At 71.4% G+C, this 19,989-nt stretch carries 19 protein-coding genes; 3 read left to right on the forward strand and 16 right to left on the reverse strand.

Going from position 1 to position 19,989, the window contains the following annotated elements; genetic code table 11:
• Nucleotides 1–133 precede the first annotated feature (133 nt).
• The 13 genes from ACFYWX_RS03585 to ACFYWX_RS03645 all read right to left on the reverse strand — a co-directional run bounded on the left by ACFYWX_RS03585 (nucleotide 134) and on the right by ACFYWX_RS03645 (nucleotide 12,204).
• Complete coding sequence (locus tag ACFYWX_RS03585; RefSeq protein WP_389422296.1) at nucleotides 134–337, reverse strand: cold-shock protein; 204 nt, start codon at nucleotides 335–337, stop codon at nucleotides 134–136.
• A 166-nt stretch (nucleotides 338–503) separates the two neighbouring features.
• Nucleotides 504–1,190, reverse strand: a complete 687-nt coding sequence (locus ACFYWX_RS03590) for an SDR family oxidoreductase (protein ID WP_389422297.1) — start codon at nucleotides 1,188–1,190, stop codon at nucleotides 504–506.
• Nucleotides 1,102–2,817, reverse strand: coding sequence for an MFS transporter (locus ACFYWX_RS03595; RefSeq protein ID WP_389422298.1), 1,716 nt, complete (start codon nucleotides 2,815–2,817; stop codon nucleotides 1,102–1,104). Before ACFYWX_RS03595 ends, ACFYWX_RS03590 begins: the two co-directional genes overlap by 89 nt.
• A complete protein-coding gene (locus ACFYWX_RS03600; RefSeq protein ID WP_389422299.1) occupies nucleotides 2,814–3,728 on the reverse strand; it encodes an NAD-dependent epimerase/dehydratase family protein in 915 nt (304 codons plus the stop codon). The genes ACFYWX_RS03595 and ACFYWX_RS03600 overlap by 4 nt, the downstream gene beginning before the upstream one ends.
• A gap of 3 nt (nucleotides 3,729–3,731) precedes the next feature.
• Entirely contained in the window at nucleotides 3,732–4,274 is a 543-nt protein-coding gene (locus ACFYWX_RS03605) for a hypothetical protein (protein WP_389422300.1), read from the reverse strand.
• Complete coding sequence (locus ACFYWX_RS03610) at nucleotides 4,271–5,962, reverse strand: class I adenylate-forming enzyme family protein (protein WP_389422301.1); 1,692 nt, start codon at nucleotides 5,960–5,962, stop codon at nucleotides 4,271–4,273. The genes ACFYWX_RS03605 and ACFYWX_RS03610 overlap by 4 nt, the downstream gene beginning before the upstream one ends.
• Complete coding sequence (locus tag ACFYWX_RS03615; RefSeq protein ID WP_389422302.1) at nucleotides 5,949–6,887, reverse strand: hypothetical protein; 939 nt, start codon at nucleotides 6,885–6,887, stop codon at nucleotides 5,949–5,951. Before ACFYWX_RS03615 ends, ACFYWX_RS03610 begins: the two co-directional genes overlap by 14 nt.
• Nucleotides 6,884–8,062, reverse strand: a complete 1,179-nt coding sequence (locus tag ACFYWX_RS03620; protein ID WP_389422303.1) for a beta-ketoacyl-[acyl-carrier-protein] synthase family protein — start codon at nucleotides 8,060–8,062, stop codon at nucleotides 6,884–6,886. The genes ACFYWX_RS03615 and ACFYWX_RS03620 overlap by 4 nt, the downstream gene beginning before the upstream one ends.
• Nucleotides 8,052–8,339: an acyl carrier protein gene (locus ACFYWX_RS03625; RefSeq protein ID WP_389422304.1), complete on the reverse strand. Its 288-nt coding sequence runs from the start codon at nucleotides 8,337–8,339 to the stop codon at nucleotides 8,052–8,054. The genes ACFYWX_RS03620 and ACFYWX_RS03625 overlap by 11 nt, the downstream gene beginning before the upstream one ends.
• Complete coding sequence (locus ACFYWX_RS03630; protein ID WP_389422305.1) at nucleotides 8,336–8,611, reverse strand: acyl carrier protein; 276 nt, start codon at nucleotides 8,609–8,611, stop codon at nucleotides 8,336–8,338. The genes ACFYWX_RS03625 and ACFYWX_RS03630 overlap by 4 nt, the downstream gene beginning before the upstream one ends.
• Nucleotides 8,612–8,698: 87 nt before the next feature.
• On the reverse strand, nucleotides 8,699–10,141 hold the full coding sequence (locus ACFYWX_RS03635; protein ID WP_389422306.1) for a class I adenylate-forming enzyme family protein: 1,443 nt from the start codon (nucleotides 10,139–10,141) through the stop codon (nucleotides 8,699–8,701).
• A 6-nt stretch (nucleotides 10,142–10,147) separates the two neighbouring features.
• Nucleotides 10,148–11,365 carry a 3-dehydroquinate synthase II family protein gene (locus ACFYWX_RS03640; RefSeq protein WP_389422307.1) on the reverse strand — a complete coding sequence of 406 codons (1,218 nt, stop codon included), beginning with the start codon at nucleotides 11,363–11,365 and terminating at the stop codon, nucleotides 10,148–10,150.
• Complete coding sequence (locus tag ACFYWX_RS03645; RefSeq protein ID WP_389422308.1) at nucleotides 11,362–12,204, reverse strand: 2-amino-3,7-dideoxy-D-threo-hept-6-ulosonate synthase; 843 nt, start codon at nucleotides 12,202–12,204, stop codon at nucleotides 11,362–11,364. Before ACFYWX_RS03645 ends, ACFYWX_RS03640 begins: the two co-directional genes overlap by 4 nt.
• 380 nt (nucleotides 12,205–12,584) lie before the next feature.
• Between ACFYWX_RS03645 and ACFYWX_RS03650 the strand changes: the two genes are divergently transcribed.
• Both ACFYWX_RS03650 and ACFYWX_RS03655 read left to right on the forward strand, forming a co-directional pair.
• The gene (locus tag ACFYWX_RS03650) at nucleotides 12,585–13,991 is read left to right on the forward strand and encodes an MFS transporter (RefSeq protein ID WP_389422309.1); all 1,407 of its coding nucleotides are present in this window, start codon (nucleotides 12,585–12,587) and stop codon (nucleotides 13,989–13,991) included.
• A gap of 112 nt (nucleotides 13,992–14,103) precedes the next feature.
• Nucleotides 14,104–14,892 carry an Fpg/Nei family DNA glycosylase gene (locus tag ACFYWX_RS03655; RefSeq protein WP_389422310.1) on the forward strand — a complete coding sequence of 263 codons (789 nt, stop codon included), beginning with the start codon at nucleotides 14,104–14,106 and terminating at the stop codon, nucleotides 14,890–14,892.
• A gap of 35 nt (nucleotides 14,893–14,927) precedes the next feature.
• On the opposite strand, the gene ACFYWX_RS03660 is transcribed toward ACFYWX_RS03655, so the two are convergent.
• Nucleotides 14,928–15,119 (reverse strand): hypothetical protein, encoded by a 192-nt coding sequence (locus tag ACFYWX_RS03660; RefSeq protein WP_389422632.1) that lies wholly within the window; start codon nucleotides 15,117–15,119, stop codon nucleotides 14,928–14,930.
• Nucleotides 15,120–15,331: 212 nt separating this feature from the next.
• Here ACFYWX_RS03660 and ACFYWX_RS03665 point away from each other — a divergent pair, with 212 nt between their 5' ends.
• Nucleotides 15,332–16,471, forward strand: a complete 1,140-nt coding sequence (locus ACFYWX_RS03665; RefSeq protein ID WP_389422311.1) for a glutathione-independent formaldehyde dehydrogenase — start codon at nucleotides 15,332–15,334, stop codon at nucleotides 16,469–16,471.
• 107 nt (nucleotides 16,472–16,578) lie between these two features.
• Here the strand turns inward: ACFYWX_RS03665 and ACFYWX_RS03670 are convergent, their stop codons facing one another.
• Together ACFYWX_RS03670 and ACFYWX_RS03675 are read right to left on the reverse strand one after the other, a co-directional pair.
• Nucleotides 16,579–18,540 carry a glycoside hydrolase family 97 catalytic domain-containing protein gene (locus ACFYWX_RS03670; protein ID WP_389422312.1) on the reverse strand — a complete coding sequence of 654 codons (1,962 nt, stop codon included), beginning with the start codon at nucleotides 18,538–18,540 and terminating at the stop codon, nucleotides 16,579–16,581.
• 168 nt (nucleotides 18,541–18,708) lie between these two features.
• A complete protein-coding gene (locus tag ACFYWX_RS03675; RefSeq protein ID WP_389422313.1) occupies nucleotides 18,709–19,986 on the reverse strand; it encodes a PE-PGRS family protein in 1,278 nt (425 codons plus the stop codon).
• Between the last annotated feature and the right edge of the window lie 3 nt (nucleotides 19,987–19,989).

Here is a 19,989-nt window from a genome sequence, read left to right on the forward strand (position 1 = left end):
AATTGCGGGATATCGCGAGAACGAGCCGAGAATATGGGGCCGTAATCCTTTTGAGGCGCCCTGAAACGCAGCGAGCCGGGGCCCGCACGTCAAGTGCGGGCCCCGGCTGTGAACTGTGCGTTCAGCGCGGGTGTCAGGCGGGAACGATGTTCTCGGCCGTCGGGCCCTTCTGACCCTGCGCGACGTCGAACGACACCTTCTGGCCTTCCTGGAGCTCACGGAAGCCCTGGGTGGCGATGTTGGAGTAGTGGGCGAAGACGTCGGGGCCGCCGCCGTCCTGCGCGATGAAGCCGAAGCCCTTTTCCGAGTTGAACCACTTCACGGTTCCCGTAGCCATATTGTTCCCCTTCGGGGCGGTGTACGGAGTCGCCCTGTGCGATCTCCGGTCGCCGTGATGATCACCCGTCGGAAAACTCTTCTGGGAACCACACCTGCAACTGGCATCGACAGTAGCACGACGCGATCGTCCGGGTGCGGTGAGTTTTTTCTCATCTGTCGCGCCCTCAATGCCCCAGCCCCGCGCCCCCGTCCACCGGAATCACCGCGCCCCGCACATACCCGGCTCCGGCCAGGAATGCCACCGCGTCGGCGACCTCGTCGGGGTGGGCCGGGCGGCCGGCCGGAGTGCGGTCGAGGAGGGTCCGGCGCTGCTGGTCGGTGAGTGCGCGGCTCATGTCCGTCTCGGTCAGGCCGGGAGCCACCACGTTGCAGGTGATGTCCCGGGGGCCGAGTTCGTGGGTCAGCGACCGGGCGAAACCGACCAGCCCCGCCTTCGCCGCCGCGTAGTTGGTCTGCCCGGGGGCGCCGTGCAGGGCCGCCGTGGAGGAGATGAGGACGATACGGCCATGACCTGCCCCGAGCATCCCGCGCACCGCGCGCCGGGCGACCCGGAAGGCCCCGGTGAGGTTGGTGTCGATGACGGAGGTGAAGTCCTCCTCGCTCATCCGCGCCAGCAGCCGGTCGTTGGCGGCGCCCGCGCCCGCGACCAGGACGGTGACCGGGCCGTGGGCCGCCTCGGCCTCCTCGAAGGCGCGGTCCACCTGCAGGCTGTCCGTCACGTCGCACCGTACGGCGAGGAGGTTGTCGGCGGCGGGTGGCCGCTCACCGCGGTAGGTCACCGTGACCCGGTCTCCCGCCGTCGCGAAGCGACGGGCTATGGCCAGCCCGATCCCCCTGTTCCCCCCGGTCACGAAGACCGACCGGGCCGCCGCCCGTTCCCGCGTCCCCACCACTGCCGTTCCCTCCCTTTCCGCTGTTGACGTCCCGTACCCGCAGCCCCACGACGGCCACGACGAACCCGACGAAGGCCAGTACGGCGGTCCAGAACGTGGCCGCGTACATGGCGTCGAGGAAGGCGCGGTCGGCCGTGGCCGCCAGCTCCGGCAGTCGCAGCGAGGCGGCCAGCGAGCGGGCCGCCTCGGCCGAGGACCGTGCCTGCTCCGCCGCGTCGGGCGACAGCCCCCGCGCGGCGGTGGGCAGTTCGGCGTCCGCCATGCGGTCCCGGTACACGGCGGAGAGGACCGAGCCGGCCATCGCCACGCCGAGCGTGCCGCCCACCTGCCGGGTGACGCTGTTGACGGCCGATCCGGCGCCCGCGAGCCGCGCCGGCACGGCGCTCATCATGACGGCTGTGACCGGGGTGCCGACCAGGCCCATGCCGAAGCCCTGAACCCACAGCAGCGCGGCGACGACCGGGATCGGGGTCCCTCCGTCGAACCACAGGTAGCCGACGTACGTGACCGCCGTGGCCAGGACCCCGGCCGCGACCGTCCACCGGGCCGACAGCAGCCTGCTCACCGCCGGGGACGCCTGACTGCCCAGGACGATCCCGACCGCGGCGGCGATCATCACGGTTCCGGCGTCGGCGGGGGAGAGCCCGCGGGGCCCCTGGAGATAGAACGCCGCGTAGTAGAGGTGCCCGGCCAGTGCCATGAACGCGATCAGCAGCACCACGCTCCCGGCCGAGAAGCCGGGCTGCCGGAAGAGCCGCAGGTCCAGGCTGGGCGCCGGGGACCTGCGCTGACCGGCCACGAAGACCGTGAGCAGCGCGCCGCCCAGGACGAGGGGCAGCAGGACGTGTGCCCCGTACCAGCGCTGTCCGCTGCCGAGCTCGATGATCCCGTAGACCACACCGCCGAGACCGAGGACCGACCACGCGAGACCCGGCAGGTCGAGCACCCTGCGCGCGGGGCCCTTCAGCGCGGGCACCACGGCCACCACCCCCGCCAGGCACAGGGCGACGATCGGCACGTTGACCAGGAACACCGAACCCCACCAGAAGTGGCTGAGCAGCGCCCCGCCCACGACCGGGCCGACGGCCACGCCCAGACCGCTGGACGAGCTCCAGATCGCGATGGCCCGGGTGCGTTTCTCCTCCGGGGTGCTCTGCACGATGACCGACAGGGTCGCGGGCATCAGCAGCGCGCTGCCCGCGCCCATGAAGGCGCGCGCCACGATCAGCCAGGCCGGGCTTGCCGCGAACGCGCCCGCGCCGGAGGCGGCGCCGAACAGGGCCAGACCGGCGAGGAGCGTGGTCCGCGGGCCGAAGCGGTCGGCGAGTGCGCCGCCCGCGAAGAGGGTGCCGGCGAAGACCAGGGTGTAGGCGCTCGCCACCCACTCCAGTTCGGCGGGGCTCGCGCCGAGGCCCGCGGCCGGGTCGGCCAGCGTGGTGACCGCGACGTTGAGGACCGAGGTGTCCAGCCAGATCAGCATCTGGGCGCAGACGACGACCAGGAGGACGGGCCACGACCGGGAGGGCGCGGTTGTCTCTTCGGCACGGTTGCCGACGCTCGTCGGGTGCCCGTTGTCCCTCGTCATTCCTGGCCCAGCCCGTCGCGCCAGCTCGGCCGCAGCGGCTTCCAGCCCAGCGTCGTACGGGCCCGGTCGCCCGCCGCCCCGCGGGCCGTGGTCAGTTGGTGGGCCATGAACCAGCCCAGCAGCCGGGGCGTGAGGGCCGCCGGAATCGTGCGCGGGGGTGGGGCGCCGAGCGTGCGGGCGTAGTGCGGCAGCCACTGCGCGGCCGGGGCGGGCTCGTCGTCCGTGATGTGGAAGCTGCCGGTGGCCTCCGACTCGACGGCGGCCACGGTCGCCCCGACGGCGTCCTCGACATGCAGGAACGACGTGATCCCGGCCCCGCCCTCGGGCAGCGGGAGCTTCCCGGCCAGCACGCGCTGTGCGGTCCCGCCGGTGCGGGCGTACGCGGTGCCGGGGCCGTACAGGGTGCCGTAGCGCAGCACCAGACCCGCGAGGGCGCGGCCCGTCACCTGACGCTCCAGCTCGGCGACGGCCCGTACGGTGGCGGCCCAGCCGGGGTCCGGGGCGTCCACGTACAGCGGCGCGTCCTCGTCGAGGATCCAGGGCCCGGCCGGGGCGGCGGCGAAGGCGATGGACTGCGCGACCAGCCGCCGGGCACCGGCCGCGCGGGCCGCCTCGACCAGGTGGGCGGTGCCCTCGGTGCGCAGCCGCGCGGTCCGCGCGAAGGCTTCCGGCGGGTCGTCGCGCAGCAGGCGCAACGCCGACAGCTGGTGGACGACCACCTCGGGCCGGGCGGTCGTCACCGCCGCCAGCACGGCCTCACGGTCGAGGGCGTCGGCGACCACGACCTCGTCCGCCTCCGGGGCCCGCGACTCCTCCCGCACCAGCGCGCTCACCTCGTGGCCCCGCGCCCGCAGTGCGCCCACCAGAGGACGTCCGACCACTCCGGTGGCTCCGGCGACCAGTACCCGCACGGCTCAGTCCCCTCTGCCCGGAGCGACCCGCATCAGCAGGCGGCACGCCGTGTCGCCGTCGCGCAGGCAGCTCTCGGCCCTGTTCTCCGCGAGGGTCACGCCGAGGCCCTCGGACCAGCCCGCGTGGATGTCGGTGCACGGGCAGCGGTAGCCCTCCAGCGAACCGGCCATCCGCACCATGGTGATGGCGAAGTTCCGCTTCAGCGTGAGCACGATGGTGTCGTCGTCCTCGACCTCGGTGGAGGCGTTGCGCAGTTCCGGCGGGAACATCCGGTCGCCGCAGTCGTCGTAGCGGCGGCGCAGTTCCTCCAGGTCCTTGCGGGTGTCACCGGTGTCGGGGAGCGGGCCGGACAGGCGGCCGACGCGCTGCCCCACGTGCAGGGCGACCTTGCGCAGCGCCTCGGCGTTGATCTCGTTCGCGACGTCCTGCCCGTACCGCGCGGCCACCCCCTGGTACCAGTTGGCGTCGTGCTGCCACCACAGCCGGTACGCCTCACCTGCCCGGGCGCGGTGGTTGACGCCGTCGGCGTCGCTGCTCGTGCTCATGCCTGCTGCTCCTTGGCGGCGAACCTGTCGCGCATCACTCGTTTGAGGACCTTGCCGGTGGCGCCCCTGGCCACGTCGTCGGGCTTCATCCGCAGGGCGCGGGCCACCGGCGGGAATCCCGCGGCCGCCAGAACACCGTTGACGCGCCCGGTCCACACCTCGTCACCCTCGCTGCTGTCCTCTCTCCCCTCTCTCCCCTCTCTCTCCTCGCCCTTTTCGTCGGCGAGTTGGAGCAGTGCGTACGCCTCGGCCTCCCCGTCGCCGTCCCAGTCGGCCCGTACGCCGTCCGGGGCGACCCCGACCACCGTGCAGTCGGCCAGCGCGGGCAGCTCGGCCAGCAGGAGTTCCTCGGTACGGGTGCTGAAGACGATCCCGGCGCGGGTGCGGATGGCGTCCGGGGCCCGGTCGAGGTGGTAGAAGTTGCCGTCCTCGTCCTGGTGGGCGAGGTCGCCGGTGAGCCAGTAGCCGCCGAGCCGCATCCGGTTCCAGGTCAGCGAGTCGTTCCAGTAACCGGGTGTGAGCGTCGGCGACTTCAGGCCGAGGCGGCCGATCCGCCCGGGCGGCAGCGGGGTGCCGTCCTCGGCGAGCACGGCGGCCTCGGCGAAGCCGATCGGCCTGCCGACGCAGCGCGAGTAGGCCGAGGTGTCCTTGGTGTGCCGGTTGTGGAAGACGGAGTAGCCGGCCTCCGACGAGCCGAGCCCGTCCACGAAGACCGAGCCCTCGACATGCGTTCGGCTGAGGTCCCGGCGGATCTCGATGCGGCTCCCGTGCCGGACGAGCGCCCGGATGTGCGCCTCGTGCGCCGCGTCCCCGGTGTTGAACCACGCCTGCACGCTCGACAGGTCCCGGCGTGTCAGGTCCTCGGCGGCCATCTCGCCGAAGGTGCCGGCGAAGGCCAGCACGGTGGTCGGCCGGAACTCCTCGACGGCGTCGAGCACGTCGGTGCCGCGCCGGCTGGAGAGCAGCTTGATGTCGGTGCGCAGGAGGAGGCAGTACAGCAGCGTCGCGACCATGGCGTTGTGCGCGCCCGGCAGCGCCACCAGGGTGCGCTCCATGTCGGTGCCGGTGGAGTAGCGCAGCCGGTGCAACTGCGCGTACATCAGCGTGCGGTGGGTGTGCGGCACGCCCTTGGGCATTCCGGTGGTGCCGGAGGAGTGCGAGATGAGCACCGGGTCGGTGGCATCGTGCCGGTACGGGTACGACGGCGGCAGCGACGCGCGGTGCTCGGGCCGGATGTCGTCGGCGGTGACGCGGAAGCCGAGCCCGGACAGCACGTCCTGGTGCGCCTCGTCCGTGAAGGCGCCGACCGCGCCCTGCCGGCGTACGTACTCCCGGGCGGTCTCCGGCGCCAGGTTGCCGTTGACGAACGACGGGATCGCGCCGAGGGACGTCAGTGCCAGGAAGTTCACGGCGAACTCGGCGCTGGAGGAGGTGTGGACGGCGACCGGATCGCGGGGCCGCACCCCCTGGGCTGCGTACCGGCCCGCGTACGTCTCGACCGCCTCGCGCAGCCGGCCGAGCGTCAGCACCTCGGGGCGGCTGCCGTCCGGCGCCCGCCAGTCGCCGGCCGTCCGCAGCACGGGTTCGTCGAGCGGACGGCCGTACGCCCGCAGGCGCTCCAGCACGTTGCCGGCGCCCAGTTCGGTGTCGGAGCAGATCCGTGCCCGCTCCTGCCTACTGATGAGCATGGGTCTCCGTCTCGTTCCTCGCGGCGTGGTCTCGCGCGGTCGCGTCCGGGCCGGCGGTGAGGGTGAACGCGGTGGGGCCGCGCCGTGCCCGGGGTTTTGTCACCAGGAGGTGGCTGCCGCCGTCCCGCAGCAGCCGCCGGTGGGTGGCGGCCAGCTCGAACAGGCCCTGGATGCTTCCGTGATGCCAGGCAGCGCCGCCGTCACGGGTGTCAGGCGCGCCGTGACCGGTGTCGTACGGCGTCTCGGCCGACCGGACCGTCACCGGTGCCCCGGCGTCGGGGCGGCCGAGCAGCACCGCCGCCGCGAGGCCGGCGGACTCCGGGAGCTCCGGGACCGGGCGGCCGCTGTCGGCGGCCAGTTCCCGGTACGCGGCGGCCAGCCGCTCGCTCCCGCCCAGCTCCACGCCCAGCACCAGGACGCGGTCCAGCTCCGGGTCCTCCAGCAGCAGATCCGCCATGGCGAGCAGCTCGGTCACCGGGTCGTCGAGGGAGGAGAGGCTGAACGTCTGCCCGGTGATCCCGAACTCCCGGCTCATGTGGCCCAGTACGGAGTTGGGGGTGGCCTGCATGAACAGGATCGGGTTGTGGACCTCCCCGGACACCATGCGCCGGCTGGCCAGGTCCGCGGTGGTGGTGTCACCCATCAGGCTCGCCAGCGCCACAGCGGTGCGGGAGCCTCCCCCACTCTCGGCTTCGCTCGAGCGGGAGGTGCCCCCATCGGGCCGCTCGGTCAGGCACCGGCTGCTCACCTCGAACGCCAGCGGACTGAAGGCGGACCACAGGAAGCCGGGCAGCTTCGGCAGCGGGATGTCGTCGTCCCGGCCGGTGCCGTGGGTGGCGGTGGCGGCGGCGAGGACACCGAGGGCGGAACGCAGCACCGTCTTCTCGGGGTTGTCCTTGTTCGATGCGTTCCCGGTGGTCGTCATGGCCGCTCCAGGACGAGTGCGGTGTTGGCGCCCCCGAAGGCGGCGTTGACGGTGAGGGCCCGGCGCAGGTCGGCCTGGCGCGGCCGGTTCGGCACGTAGTCGAGGTCGCACTCCGGGTCCGGTGCGGTGAACCCGGCGGTCGGCGGGAGTACGCCGTCCGTCAGGGCCAGCAAAGTGATCACGAACTCCACGACGCCCGCCGCCTCCAGGAGGTGGCCGGTGGTGCTCTTGGTGGAGCTGACCGGGATCGACTCCGCCCGCCCGGGGAAGGCGGCCCGCAGCCCGCGGGTCTCGGCCCCGTCGTTGTAGCGGGTGCCGGTGCCGTGGGCGTTGACATAGCCGAGGGTCGTGCCGTCCGGGTCGCCGGCGAGCCGCATCGCCTGCCGTGTCGCGTGGGCGAGACCGGCGCCCTCGGGGTGCGGCTGGGCGATGTGGTGGGCGTCCGTGGCCGCGCCCCAGCCGACGACGGACGCCAGCGGCCGGGCACCGCGGTGCCGGGCGTGCTCGGCGGACTCGAGCACGACGACCGCCACCCCGTCGCCCAGCAGCAGTCCGCTGCGGTCGGCGCTGAACGGGCGCACCATGCCGTCCTGGGACAGCGCCCGCCCGGAGTCGAACTTCCCGAAGGTCTCCTCCTCCACGAGGTAGCCGCCCGCACAGACCGCCACGTCGGTCCGCCCGGAGGAGATCAGCCGGCAGGCATGGATGATCGCGGCGGCGGAGGCGACACAGGCGTTGGTGAAGGTCAGCCGCGGCCCGCTCAGCCCGAGCCCGTCGGCCAGCACCTCGGCGAGCCGCGCGGGTACGGCGTCGGCGACCCGGTCCTCGGCCCCCGCCGGGGAGGAGTCCCCTGTGCCGCGCCAGTACCGCGTGACGCTGGTCTGGTCGCCGGCGATACCGAGCAAAACCGCCGCCTCGCCGCCCGGGCGCAAGCCCGCCATGTCGAGGGCCTGCGCACCGCACCGGGCGAGCGCGGGGCGCAGGGCCCAGTCCTCGACCGCGTCGGGTCCGTCGGGGGCGGCGGCCGCCATCGGCGTACGGTACGGGCCGGTGTCGAACCTCGTGGTGGGCGTGAACGAGGGGACTCCGGCGAAGACCCCGCGCCGTAGGGCCTCGGCCCCGGTGCCGAACGCGGTGCGTACGCCGAATCCGGTCACCGTGACGTCACCGCTCATCGCGGCCGCCCCCCTCGGCCGGGCCCTGCTCCGCGGCCCGCAGGTAGTCCGTGAGCCGCCGGAGCGAGACCAAACCGGAGATGTCCTCGTCGCTGGGCTTCACGACGAGGCCGTAGCGCTCCTCCACCAGGTGCAGGAGCCACACCAACCCGAGGGAGTCCAGGACGAGTTCGGCGTCCTCGTCGAGGTCGTCCGGCAGCCCCGGGAAGATCTTCCGGTCCGACAGCAGCTCCCGGACCGTGTCGGTGGTGAGGGGCGCCGTCGCTTCCGCGCTCATGCCTTCGCACCGCGTCGGACGACGTCGGCGACGAGTCCGCCGAGGGTCAGGGTGGCCAGGGGCTCGATGTCGGTGTCCGGTATCTCCACGCCGAACCGCGACTCGAGCCGCAGTGTGAGCTCGATCAGGCTCAGCGAGTCCACCTCCAGCCCGCCGACGGTCACCGGGCTCTCGTCGGTGATGCCGTCGCGGCTCGTCAGGAGGTTCATCTCGTCGATGACCGCGGTCAGGACGAACTCGCGGATCTCGTCTTCCAGGGTCGACGTACTCATGATCAGTATCTCCATGTGAAAGGCCGACAGTGCATGCAGGGGAGTTCATGCAGAGGAGTGCACGCAGGGGAGTGCATGCAGGGAAGTTCAGTCCGTCGCCGCCGCCTGCAGTGCCGCCGCCTGGCGCAGCAGCTTCCCGTTGGACGTGCGGGGCAGGGTCTCCAGCAGCCGGATCACGCGCGGCAGCTTGTAGTCGGCCAGCCGCTCCCGGCACCAGCGCAGCAGTTCCTCCGCGGTCGGCCGGCCGTCGCCGGCGGCCACCGCGACGTACGCCTCGGTCACGTCCTCGTGGACCAGGACCGCCTGCTCGACCCCCGGATGCTCGCGGAGCACGTTCTCGACCTCGACGAGGTCGACCTTGAGGCCGCCGATCACGACGACGGAGTCCGCGCGGCCGTGCACCAGCACGGCCCCGGTGCCGTCCACCGTGGCCCGGTCGCGGGTGTGCAGCCAGCCGTCCGCGTACTGGGTGCCGCCCGAGTCGAAGAGGTACGGCGACTGCGCGAGGGCGACGTCCAGTTCGCCCCGGTGCTCCCGCAGCACCACACCCGGAGCGGCCCGGCCGACCGACGGGCGCAGGGTGCCGCCGGCGTCCATGGCGACCACACCGGTCTCCGTGGTGCCGTAGGACTCGCCGACGGGAACGCCGTACCGTTCGGCGAACCGTGCCGCGACCCGCGGGGGCATCAGCTCGCCGCCGGACACCGCGACCCGTAGTTCGGGCAGCGTGGGGGGATCGAGGGCGGCGGCGAGCAGTTCGTAGTGCAGGGGCACCCCGAACAGGGCGGTGATCCGGTGCTCGACCGCGGTCCGCAGGAGGTCGCCGGCGGAGATCCGGGGGGCGAAGACCACGGAGACACCGGCGGCGAGCGAGTGCAGCAGCCCGGCGATCAGGCCGAAGCTGTGTGCCGTCGAGCTGAGCAGCAGCAGCCGGTCGCCCTCGCCGGGCATGCCGGGGATCCCGGCGAACCGGTCCACCTCCGCCGCGAGCGACCGGGCGGTCCTGCCGATCACCTTCGGCCGCCCGGTGGAGCCCGAGCTGAACTGGACCAGCCGGTGCCCGGTGGCGGCCGGCCGCCCGGTACCGGGGCGCTCGGTGACGACCTCGTACTCGGAACGGAAGCCGAACGTCGCCCGGACGTTGGTCCCCGCGCTGATCATGAACTGTGGCCGGCAGGTCGCGCAGAGCCCCGCCACCTCGGCCGGTTTGAGCCGGTAGTCGAAGAGCAGCACCTGGGCGTCGAGCCGCCACAGCGCGAGCAGCACCTCGACCTGGGTGAAGCTGGGGGGTGTCCGCAGCCCCACGGTGCTGCCCGGCCCGATGCCGTGCCCGGCGAGGACGGCGGCCTGCTTGGCGACTCTCTCCCGCAACTCGCCCCGAGTCACGGTCTCCTGCCGGTGTGTCAGATAGGGGAGACGGTCGTCCTGCGCGTCGAGGAGTCGCTGGACGAGGGAGTACGCCCCGTCGTCCGTGTCCCTTGCCGTGCCCGCCGCCGTATCCGCGGTCGTATCCGCTGCCCGTTGGCCCATGAGGTCTCAGACCTCCTTGCAGAACTCGCCGATGGGCAGGCCGACATGGCGCTTGTCCGTCGCCAGGTAGCCGAGCAACTCGTCGCCCGTCTGCAGTTCGGTGACGTTGAGGACCTTGCCGCCCGGGCCGAGCACCCGTACGTGCCAGTCGTCCTGCACGGTCAGGCTGACCAGTCGGCCGTCCTCGGCGTGGGTGCGGATCTCCAGGAGTGGCCGGGACTCCAGTTTGGCGCGGCCCACCACCACCCGCCGGGTGCGCCCGTCGGCGCCGACCGCCAGCAGGGCGCTGCCGGAGCCCACCTCGCTCAGGTAGTTGGTGCGGTTGTCGGGGCCGAGCGTGTACGAGTGCAGGGCGCCGGCGTTGACGCGGAACGGCCTGGTCGGCATGTACGGCAGGGGGTGGGTCTCGCTGCAGCACAGCACGAACCCGGAGGAGTACGAGCCGACGAGGATGCCCTCGTCCTCCTCGAAGTGGGAGCAGGTGTCGACGCAGACCCGGTCGCCGAGCCCGACGTGCCGGATGCTCTCCACGGTCAGCGTGGACAGCGTCAGCTGGGGTGTGGTGGCCTCCAGCAGCCGGGCCAGCGCGAACACGTCGTCGGCGCTGCGGGGTGTGAACAGGATGCCGTCCGAGCCGCGTTCGAGGACGTCGAAGACGATCGCGGCCTCCTCCAAGTCGCCGACGACGGTCACCAGCTTGCCCTCGGCGGACTCGGCCGCGGCGAGCACGATCTCCAGCGGGATCTTGGTCGGATCGGCGAAGTGGATGACGGTGTACGGCAGCGCCATCGCGCCCGCGCACGACAGGTGCAGGGTGCGGTCGTCCCGCACGTCGACGAAGCCGGCGACGGGCGTGCCGGTGCCGGCGGCGCGGTGGAGGGCGGCCAGGGCGTCCAGCTCGTCCTGGGTGGAGAACGTGCGCAGCAGGACGTCGACTCCGGTGCCGGCGGAGGACGAGTCGTCGGTGGCGGGCTTGGCCTCCGTGGCCTTGCCTTCCGTACCCTTCCCCGCCGTGCCTTTCCCCTCCGCGCCCTTCGCCTCCTTGGCACCGGGCTTCTTCGCGGGGTCGGTGACCAGCACCCGCGTGACGGTCGGCGGCAGTGACCCGAGCAACCCGGCATCGATGGCCAGCACTCCTGCCATCCGGGTGTGCACGGCCGCGTCCACCACCGCCTGGAGCTGCGGCTTGGGGACTCCCCGGAGATCGATCCACGCGAACCTCATGCGACTCCTGCCACGATTGTCGAGTAGTTGGGCGTGCCGGTAGTCGTGCTGCTAGCCATGCTCATGTCATTCGAGGGCTCGTCGCCGCCGTGCACGACCGACCAGAGCCGGGACACCAGCGGGGCGGGGGAGGGGGACGAGAAGATCCTGCGGCCGATGGCCAGCCCCCGGCAGCCGGTGGCCATGACCGCGGTGCCGTACTCGACGAGGTCGGAGCCGTCCGGCGGACCGCCGGCGGCGAGGACGGGGATGGGACTGCCCGCCACCACCTCGGCCATCCGGTCCAGCGGCAGCGCTACGGAGGTCTTCACCAGGTCCGCGCCCAGGTCGGCGGCGACATTGGTCAGATGGGCGAGGAGGGCGGGGTCGCGCGGATCCTCGATCCGGGGGCCCCGGGGGTAGATCATCGCGATCAGCGGCATGCCCCACGCGTCGCAGGAGCGGGCCACCGCCCCCAGGTCGGCGAGCTGCTGGGCCTCGGTGTCCGAGCCGATGTTCACGTGCACGCTGACCGCGTCCGCGCCGAGTCTCAGCGCCTCCTCGACATCGGCGACCAGCACCTTGGCGTGCACGTCACCGGAGCAGGCGGTGCTGGCGCTCAGGTGCACCACCAGCGCGCAGCTCTTGAGGATGTCCGGAGCGAAGGCGCGGGCGCGTCCCTTGTGGACGATGATCCCGTCGGCCCCGCCGTCCACCAGGGCGCGCAACAGGTCGTCCCACTTGCCGGCGGGGACGATCGGGCCGTCGGAAACGCTGTGGTCGAGCGGGACGAGGAGATATCGGCCGTCACCCGCCAGTGAAAGTCTTCTCAAGCGTAATAGCTTGCCAGTTTTCAGCATGGGTAAGGCGCCTTTCCTGTCGCGGTCTCCATGTCCGAAAAACGATGGTCGTAGAACTTTCAAGTTCAGTTCCGCTTCAGCTTTTCGTGCGTGATCGACCGTTGGCAAGGCGTCATCACCGCTAAATTTTTATGCTGCCCCCGGTATGAATATTGACAGCGATTCGACAGGTATGGCTGGGTTGACGCCGTCGAAGGGTGCTGTTCGTGGGTTGTTGGGCGGCAAATGGCGAGGTATTCGCATCTGACGCTTTGTTACCATTACCGAGGGTAAATGGGTGCTTATTCTTTGCGTGACTGCTTCCTTGTCGAAATTCAATTTCCGCGCTTAGGGTGACGAGACCGCTCCCCTCCCCATGCCTGTACGGGAAGTGACTCCCCATGCCCGAATTACCGTTCAAGACCGTTCCCGAGATCGTCGGCCCCGGACCGGCCGTGTCAGCACCACCACCGCCGGCGGCGTCGCGGATCGCCGTCGCGAGCCTGGTCGGCACGACGATCGAGTACTACGACTTCGCGGTGTACGGCACCGCCAGCGCGCTGGTCCTCGGACCCGCCTTCTTCCCCTCCGGCAACGCCACCGTCTCCTCCCTGGCCGCGTTCCTCACCTTCGCCGCGGCCTTCCTCTCCCGTCCCCTGGGCGTCGCGCTGTTCGGGACGATCGGTGACCGTCTCGGCCGCCGCCGGGCGCTGGTGGTCTCCCTCCTGCTGATGGGCGTGGCGACGGTCGGCGTGGGTCTGCTTCCGACCTACGAGACCGCCGGACTCCTCGCCCCCGTACTGCTGGTGACGCTCCGTCTGCTGCAGGGCGTGAGCATGGGCGGCGAGTGGGGCGGGGCGGTGCTGCTCGCCGCGGAGCACGCGCCGCCCGGACGCCGCGCGCTGTTCGCGTCCATCCCGCAGGCCGGCCCCTCGCTCGGCTTCCTGCTGTCCAGCGCGGTCATCCTGCCGACCCTGAACCTCGCGGGCCGGGACGCCTTCACGGACTGGGCCTGGCGCATCCCGTTCCTGCTCAGCACCGTGCTGGTCGTGGTCGGCCTGTGGGTGCGGTCGACGGTCTCCGAGTCCCCGGTGTTCACGTCGGCGACGGGCGGCACGACGCAGACGCAGGCGGCGGGCGGCACGCCACAGGCGCAGGCGGTGGGCGCGAGACCGAAGGCGCCGGCGTCCGTCCCCCGCTTCCCGCTCGGTGCGCTCCTGACCCGGTACCCCGGCCGGCTGCTCCTCGGCGTCGGAGCGGCGATGGGCGGCTCGGCCGTCTACTACCTGACGATCGTCTACAGCCTGTCGTACGGGCCGAAGGAACTCGGCATCCCGCAGAACACGATGCTGACCGCGGCGAGCGTCGGCGCGGCGGCCGGAATCGCCATCACCCTGCCCGTCGCCAGGCTCGCGGACCGGATCGGCCGCCGCCCGGTGATGCTGACCGGAGCCGTCGGCTGCGTGGTCTGGGCGATCCCCATGTACGCCTCGCTGAGCTCACGCGACATCTGGGTGATCACCGGCGCCTACACGATCGGCCTCATGCTGCTCGCGCTGATGTTCTCCCCGGTGGCGGCCTTCCTCCCCGAACTCTTCCCGGCCCGCCTGCGCTACACCGGCGCCTCCGCGGCCTTCATCCTCGCCAACACCCTCGGCGGCGGCTTCGCTCCACTGGTCGCCACCTGGCTGAACAGTCACTGGGAGTCACCGCTCGTCCTCGGCTTCTACAGCGGCGCCCTCTGCCTGCTGAGCCTCCTGTGCCTGCTGGCCCTCCCGGAGACCCGCGACCACGACTTCACCAGCTGACGGCGCGGTGCGACGGCGCTCGTGGGCGTGGGCCTTGAGGCGCGTACTGCGTCGTCGCTGCCCGGGAGTCACCATGGTTTGAGGGGCCGCGGCCCGTGAGAGGACGTACCGCATGCCTGAGCTGCCGGACGTCGAGGGATTCCGGAAGGTGCTCACGTCCTGTGCGCGGGGCAGGGTCATCCGACGGGTCGACGTGCGCGACGCCGGCGTACTGCACGGGGTGAGCGCGCGGCGGCTGCGGGAAGCTCTGGAGGGCCGGCGTTTCACCGAGCCGGAGCGGCGCGGGAAGTGGCTGCTCGCCCGCACCGGCGGCCCCACCCTCATGCTGCACTTCGGCATGACCGGCCAACTGGTCTGCGCCCGCCCCGACGACGATTACGCACCCCACGACCGCGTCCTGTTCACGGTGGGCGCCGACCGGCAGCTCCGCTACCGCGACCAGCGCAAGCTCCAGGGCCTCTGGCTGGCCCACGACGACGCCGAGGCGGCGCGGCTGCTGGACCGCCAGGGTCCCGATGCGCTGGCCGTGGACCGCGAGGAGTTCGAGGCCGCGCTCTCCGCCCGCCGCGGCGGTGTCAAGACCGTCCTCACCGATCAGTCCGTCCTGGCCGGACTCGGCAATCTGCTGGCCGACGAGATCCTGTGGCGGGCCCGGCTGCGCCCCACCGGCCGGGCGAGCGATCTCACCGGGGCCGACCGTCGCCGCCTGTACACCCAGATGCGCCGCACACTGCGTTCCGCGGTCACCGCCGGATGCGTCCCGCCGCGCGACGCGTGGCTCACCGGTCACCGCGACGACCCCGACCCGACCTGCCCCCGCTGCGGCAGCCATCTGCGCCGCTCCCGTGTGGGGGGCCGCGGCACGGTGTGGTGCCCGCGGTGCCAGGCGGGGCAGGCCTGATCCCCCGAGCGGGCCGGAGCGCGCGGGTTCTCAGGTCACACGCGGGGTGTGTCGTCCGGCTGGGTGTCCGCGAATTCCCACCAGGCGAGCGGCAGCCAGTCGCCGTCGACGAAGCCGTCGACGGACGCTCCGGTGCCCCGTATGGCCACCTGGGTCCCCACCGGATAGCTGGTGCCGGACAGCCCGGAGACCGGGACGAGCAGCACGCCGAGACGTCGTGTCAAGATTCCTGATCCTTTCCGCATTGCACACAAGTGGAACTTTGCATTCCCTAGATGCAAATCATCTCATCGTGGACCAGTCTGGACAGTGAGGGAACACACAAAAGGCTGGACGAGCTGCGCGGATCGAGACTCCTTCCCGAGGGACGCAGAGAGCTCCCCGGAGTCATCGTTTCCATGCGTGACCGAGTGAGTGCGTTGAGTGGAGGTGCTCGACCATGAGGGCCGTCGTGTACAAGGGACCGTTCGAAGTAGCGGTCGAGCAAGTGGAGGACCCCAGGATCCAACACCCGAACGACGTGATCGTACGTGTCACGTCCACCGCCATATGCGGCTCCGACCTGCACATGTATGAGGGCCGGACCGCCGCCGAGCCGGGGATCGTCTTCGGCCACGAGAACCTCGGCGTCGTCGAGCAGACCGGTGAGGGGGTGACGTCCCTCAGCCGCGGCGACCGGGTCGTCATGCCCTTCAACGTGGCCTGCGGCTTCTGCAAGAACTGTACGGCCGGATTCACGGGCTTCTGCCTGACCGTGAACCCGGGGTTCGCCGGCGGCGCGTACGGCTACGTCGCCATGGGCCCCTATACGGGTGGCCAGGCCGAGTTCGTACGGGTGCCCTACGCCGACTTCAACTGCCTGAAGCTCCCGGAGGGCACCGAGAAGGAGACCGACTTCGTCCTTCTCGCGGACATCTTCCCCACCGGCTACCACGGCAACGAGCTGGCCGACGTGCGCCCCGGTGACAGCGTCGCCGTCTACGGTGGCGGCCCGGTCGGGCTGATGGCCGCCTACTCGGCGATGGTGCGCGGCGCGAGCAAGGTCTTCGTGGTCGACCGGGTGACCGAGCGGCTGCAGAAGGCCCAGGAGATCGGCGCCATCCCGATCAACTTCACCGAGGGCAACCCGGTGGAGCAGATCAAGGAGCAGACGGCCGGTCAGGGCACGGACAAGGGCATCGACGCCGTCGGCTACCAGGCCATGGCGCGCGGCGAGGAGCGCGAGGAGCCGGCGACCGTCCTGAACTCGCTGGTCGAGACGGTCCGGCCGACAGGTGCCCTGGGTATCCCGGGCCTGTACGTCCCGCGCGACCCCGGTGGACCGGACGAGTCGGCCAAGAAGGGCATGCTGATGGTCTCCATCGGACGCCTGTTCGAAAAGGGCCTGCGTCTGGGTACCGGCCAGTGCAACGTCAAGCGCTACAACCGGCACCTGCGTGACCTGATCATCGAGGGACGTGCGCAGCCGAGCTTCGTCGTCTCGCACGAACTGCCCCTCGACCAGGCGCCGTCGGCGTACGAGAAGTTCGACAAGCGTGTCGAGGGCTACACCAAGGTCGTCCTCCATCCGCACGCGTGAGGACACTCGGGCCGGTCGGACCTACTGGATCCGAACCGGCGTGGACAACAGTGAACCCCCAGGTCAATGACCTGGGGGTTCACTTGTTCCCGTGCTCGAACGTCGGGTCAGCTCGGCTCGAGGATGATCGCCTGGCCGCCCGAGGCGGCCATGGCCACGTCCAGCACGGTCGCCGACGTGACGGTCTGGGTGCTCACCACGACCGGCGTCCGGTACGGGCTGTCGCCCGGCGTGCCGTCGGCGTGGACAGTCGCCGTGTAGGTGCCGCTGTCCAGGAACGACAGCGGCAGCGACAGCGTCCGGGCCGCCTCGTTGGTCATGGCCCCGAGGTACCAGGTGGAACCGCTCCGGCGGGCGACGGCCACGTACTCGCCGATCGACCCGGCCAGGGTCCTGCTCTCGTCCCAGGTGGTGGGGACGGCGTTGAACCAGGGCAGTCCGGGCCAGCCCGCGGTGTTGGCGTACTTGGACGGCTTGTCGTACCAGAAAAGGAAGTTGAGGGGCTGGTAGTACACGGCGGCCATCGCCATCTGGTGCGCGTTGGTCGTCTTGTTGCGCGACTGCCCGTAGCAGATGGTGTAGTCCAGCGGGCCGCCGATGTTGCGGGCGAACGGCAGCGTCACGTTGTGGGTGGCGGTCGGGAACTGCTCGTTGCCCCGCACGCCTTCCAGGCTGATGTAGTTCGGGTACGTGCGCTCGTAGCCGAAGGGCCGTACGTCGTCGTGCATGTCGATCAGAAGCTCGTACTTGGCGGCCGTGCGGGCCCACTCGGTGATCTGGTCGGTCATCGCCTGGGTGCCGTCGTTGATGAAGCCGAGCTTCATGCCCGCGACGCCCCAGCCCTTGTAGAGGCCGAACAGGGAGTCCGCGTCGGACAGCGCGAGCCGGTTGACGTAGAGGAAGACGCCGATGCCCTTGCCGGTGGCGTACGAGATGACCGACGGCATGTCGATGGCGGCGATCGGGGTCGTCGCGTCGACGGTGGTGAACTCGGGGCCGTACCAGCCGGCGTCGTACTCGATGTAGTCGATGCCGCGGGCCACGGCGAAGTCGGCGCCCGCGATGCCGGCGGCGGTGGAGAGCTCGCAGCGGAAGACCTTGCCCGGCTTGATCCACGAGGTGTCGGAGAGGGCGACCGGCGGGGCCAGGTTGAGCACCAGCTCGGCGTGGTCGACCAGTTCGGCGTGCGTGGACCCGATCACCACCGCGCGCCACGGCGTGGCGAACGGTGTCTCGACCGTGGTGGTCGTCTCGACCGGGCCGGTGCCGCGGGCGGTGTGCTCCATCAGGAAGGCAGAGAGGGCGCCCGGCTGCCCGGGGACCGAACCGAGCATCAGGCGGGGGAAGTTCAGGCGGGAGGACTCGCAGACGCAGGCGATGAGTCCGCCCGAGAGGTCGGCGGTCAGCGGCAGGTCGGTCAGCGGGCCCTGGTCCGTGGTCGACGTCCCGGTGGACGGGATCGCCTCGGGTGCGACCGGGAGGTAGGCGTCCTCGTCGCGGGCGCTGTAGACGGTGGTGTTGTCGGGGAAGGCGAACGTCGTCAGCTCGTCGGCGATGGTGGCGGTGCCTTCGCCGAGCAGGACGTAGCGGAGGGCGACGCCGGTCTTGTAGGCGCGGATCTGGACACCGAAACGGGTGCCCGAGACGGTGTCCCGCAGCTCCCAGCGTTGCTCCTGGTAGTGGTCGGTGACGATGGCGTTGCGCCCGTACACCGGGGACCAGGTGTCGTGAACGGTGCAGCGTCCGTTCCGGGTCACCGTCACGTCGCTGCCGAGGACGGTTCCGTCGCCCAGCCTGAGCCCCAGGGCCGAGGTCTCGATCACGGTCCGGCCGTCGCGCCGGGCGGACCACTGGAGCGTGCCGTTCGCCACCGACATGGTGATGGACGAACCGCCCATGCGCGCGGTAGCACTGACCTGGGCGTCTCCCGCGAGGGCGGGTGCATCCGCCGCGTGGGCCGGTCCCGTGGCACCGAGCCCCACCACTGCCAACCCGGCGGTGGTGGCCACACCCTTGAGTATTCCGCGGCGCGACAGCGTCGGCTCCGCCTGCTCTCCTGCAGCTCTCATCGTGAAGGGACCTCTCCTTCATGTCCTTCAGGGGGCGCACAGAATTTGGGTAGTAACCGTTTACTTCCGGGGAACGTACGGGCCGGGAAGGCGGGGGTCAATCCCGCTGCAGGCAAAAGGCGCGGCAGTCGCGGCCGGGCATACGACGAGCGCACTCACCGCTCCCCGTCACGGCGGGGCGGTGGAAGCGGCGAATGCGGAGATCGCTCCGCGCAGTGGTGCGGCGGCGTCCCAGGGGACGGCGTGGGTGTCGAGGCCCAGCACCTTGATCAGCCCCAGGCGGCCGTGCGGTCCCTCGATGCGCAGGTCGCGCTCGGTGGGTGAACCGTCCGGTGCGGGATGGACCACGAGGGCGAGCGGGTGCTCCGGGTCGGTGTAGCCGGCGATGTAGGTGAGGAGTTGGTGACGGTCGGCGGAGGAGACGTTCCTCGCCCCGTAGTTCTTGTACTTCGCGTCCACGGCGAGGAAGCGAGGCGCGGCCGACCCCCCGGCCCGCGGAGGGAAGGCCAGCAGCACGTCGGGCTTGAACGGCGGGGTGGTGGCCGTCAGCCCTCCGTAGGTGCGGATCGCCCCCTCGTTCAGTCCCGCCCCTCTGCCGCCCGAAGCCACGGCCGCGTCGAGCGCCATCCGGCGGACGACGTTCTCCCACAGAACGTCCAGATTGAGCAGCAGGCTCTTCGCTCCGAAGCCGTACGGATCCAGCAGGTCCCGCACGCCACCGCCGCCGAGCACCATCCGAGCCCAGGCATGAGCGGCCCGGTAGTGGGCGTTCAACCGTGTGTACTGCCCTCGCGCGAGCAAGGAGACCGCATCCAGCGGCCGGCGCGGTGAGGGGAACCGCGCTGCGGTGTCGAGGAGCCACCGGGTCTGTTGCGGGTCGGTGGACCGGTGGGCGGCGACGGAGAGCGCGGCTCCGCACACCAGGTTCTCCCAGCCGCCGTTCTCGTACTCGAAGGTCTGCAGATGGAGTCGGTCGACCGCGCCGTAGCACCGGGTCGCCTGCGCCTCCACGTCGAGCCGGCCGCGCAGGGCCGTGTCGACCCGCGGGCGGCGTACGTAGTCTCTGCGCAGGCCGCGGCGCAGCAGCAGGCGGCATTCGTGGAGCAGGGCGGCGGGCACCAGCCCGGCGTATCCGTCCTGGCCGATGGGCCAGTTGCGCAGGGTCTCGTCGGGCTCGTGCCGGCCGTTGGCGTAGCAGAGCCAGTCGATCAGCCGTTTCCCGGGTATCGGGAACTTGGGGCGCAGGACCAGCCGTATCCGGTCGAGTTGGAGCACGCCCGTAGAGGTCCGCGCCTTGAGGACGTAGCCGTCGCGGGTTTCGGCCACGTGAACGGCCGTGCCGGAACGAAGTGTGTCGAGGTCGCCCCCGTGCAGCCTGGAGCGCGGAACGGCGACGGACTCGTACTCCCTGAGGATCACTTCGTGCCGGTCGGTGATCCGGGGCACGCG

It is taken from the genome of Streptomyces sp. NPDC002888 (assembly GCF_042888465.1).
Taxonomy (GTDB): Bacteria; Actinomycetota; Actinomycetes; order Streptomycetales; family Streptomycetaceae; genus Streptomyces.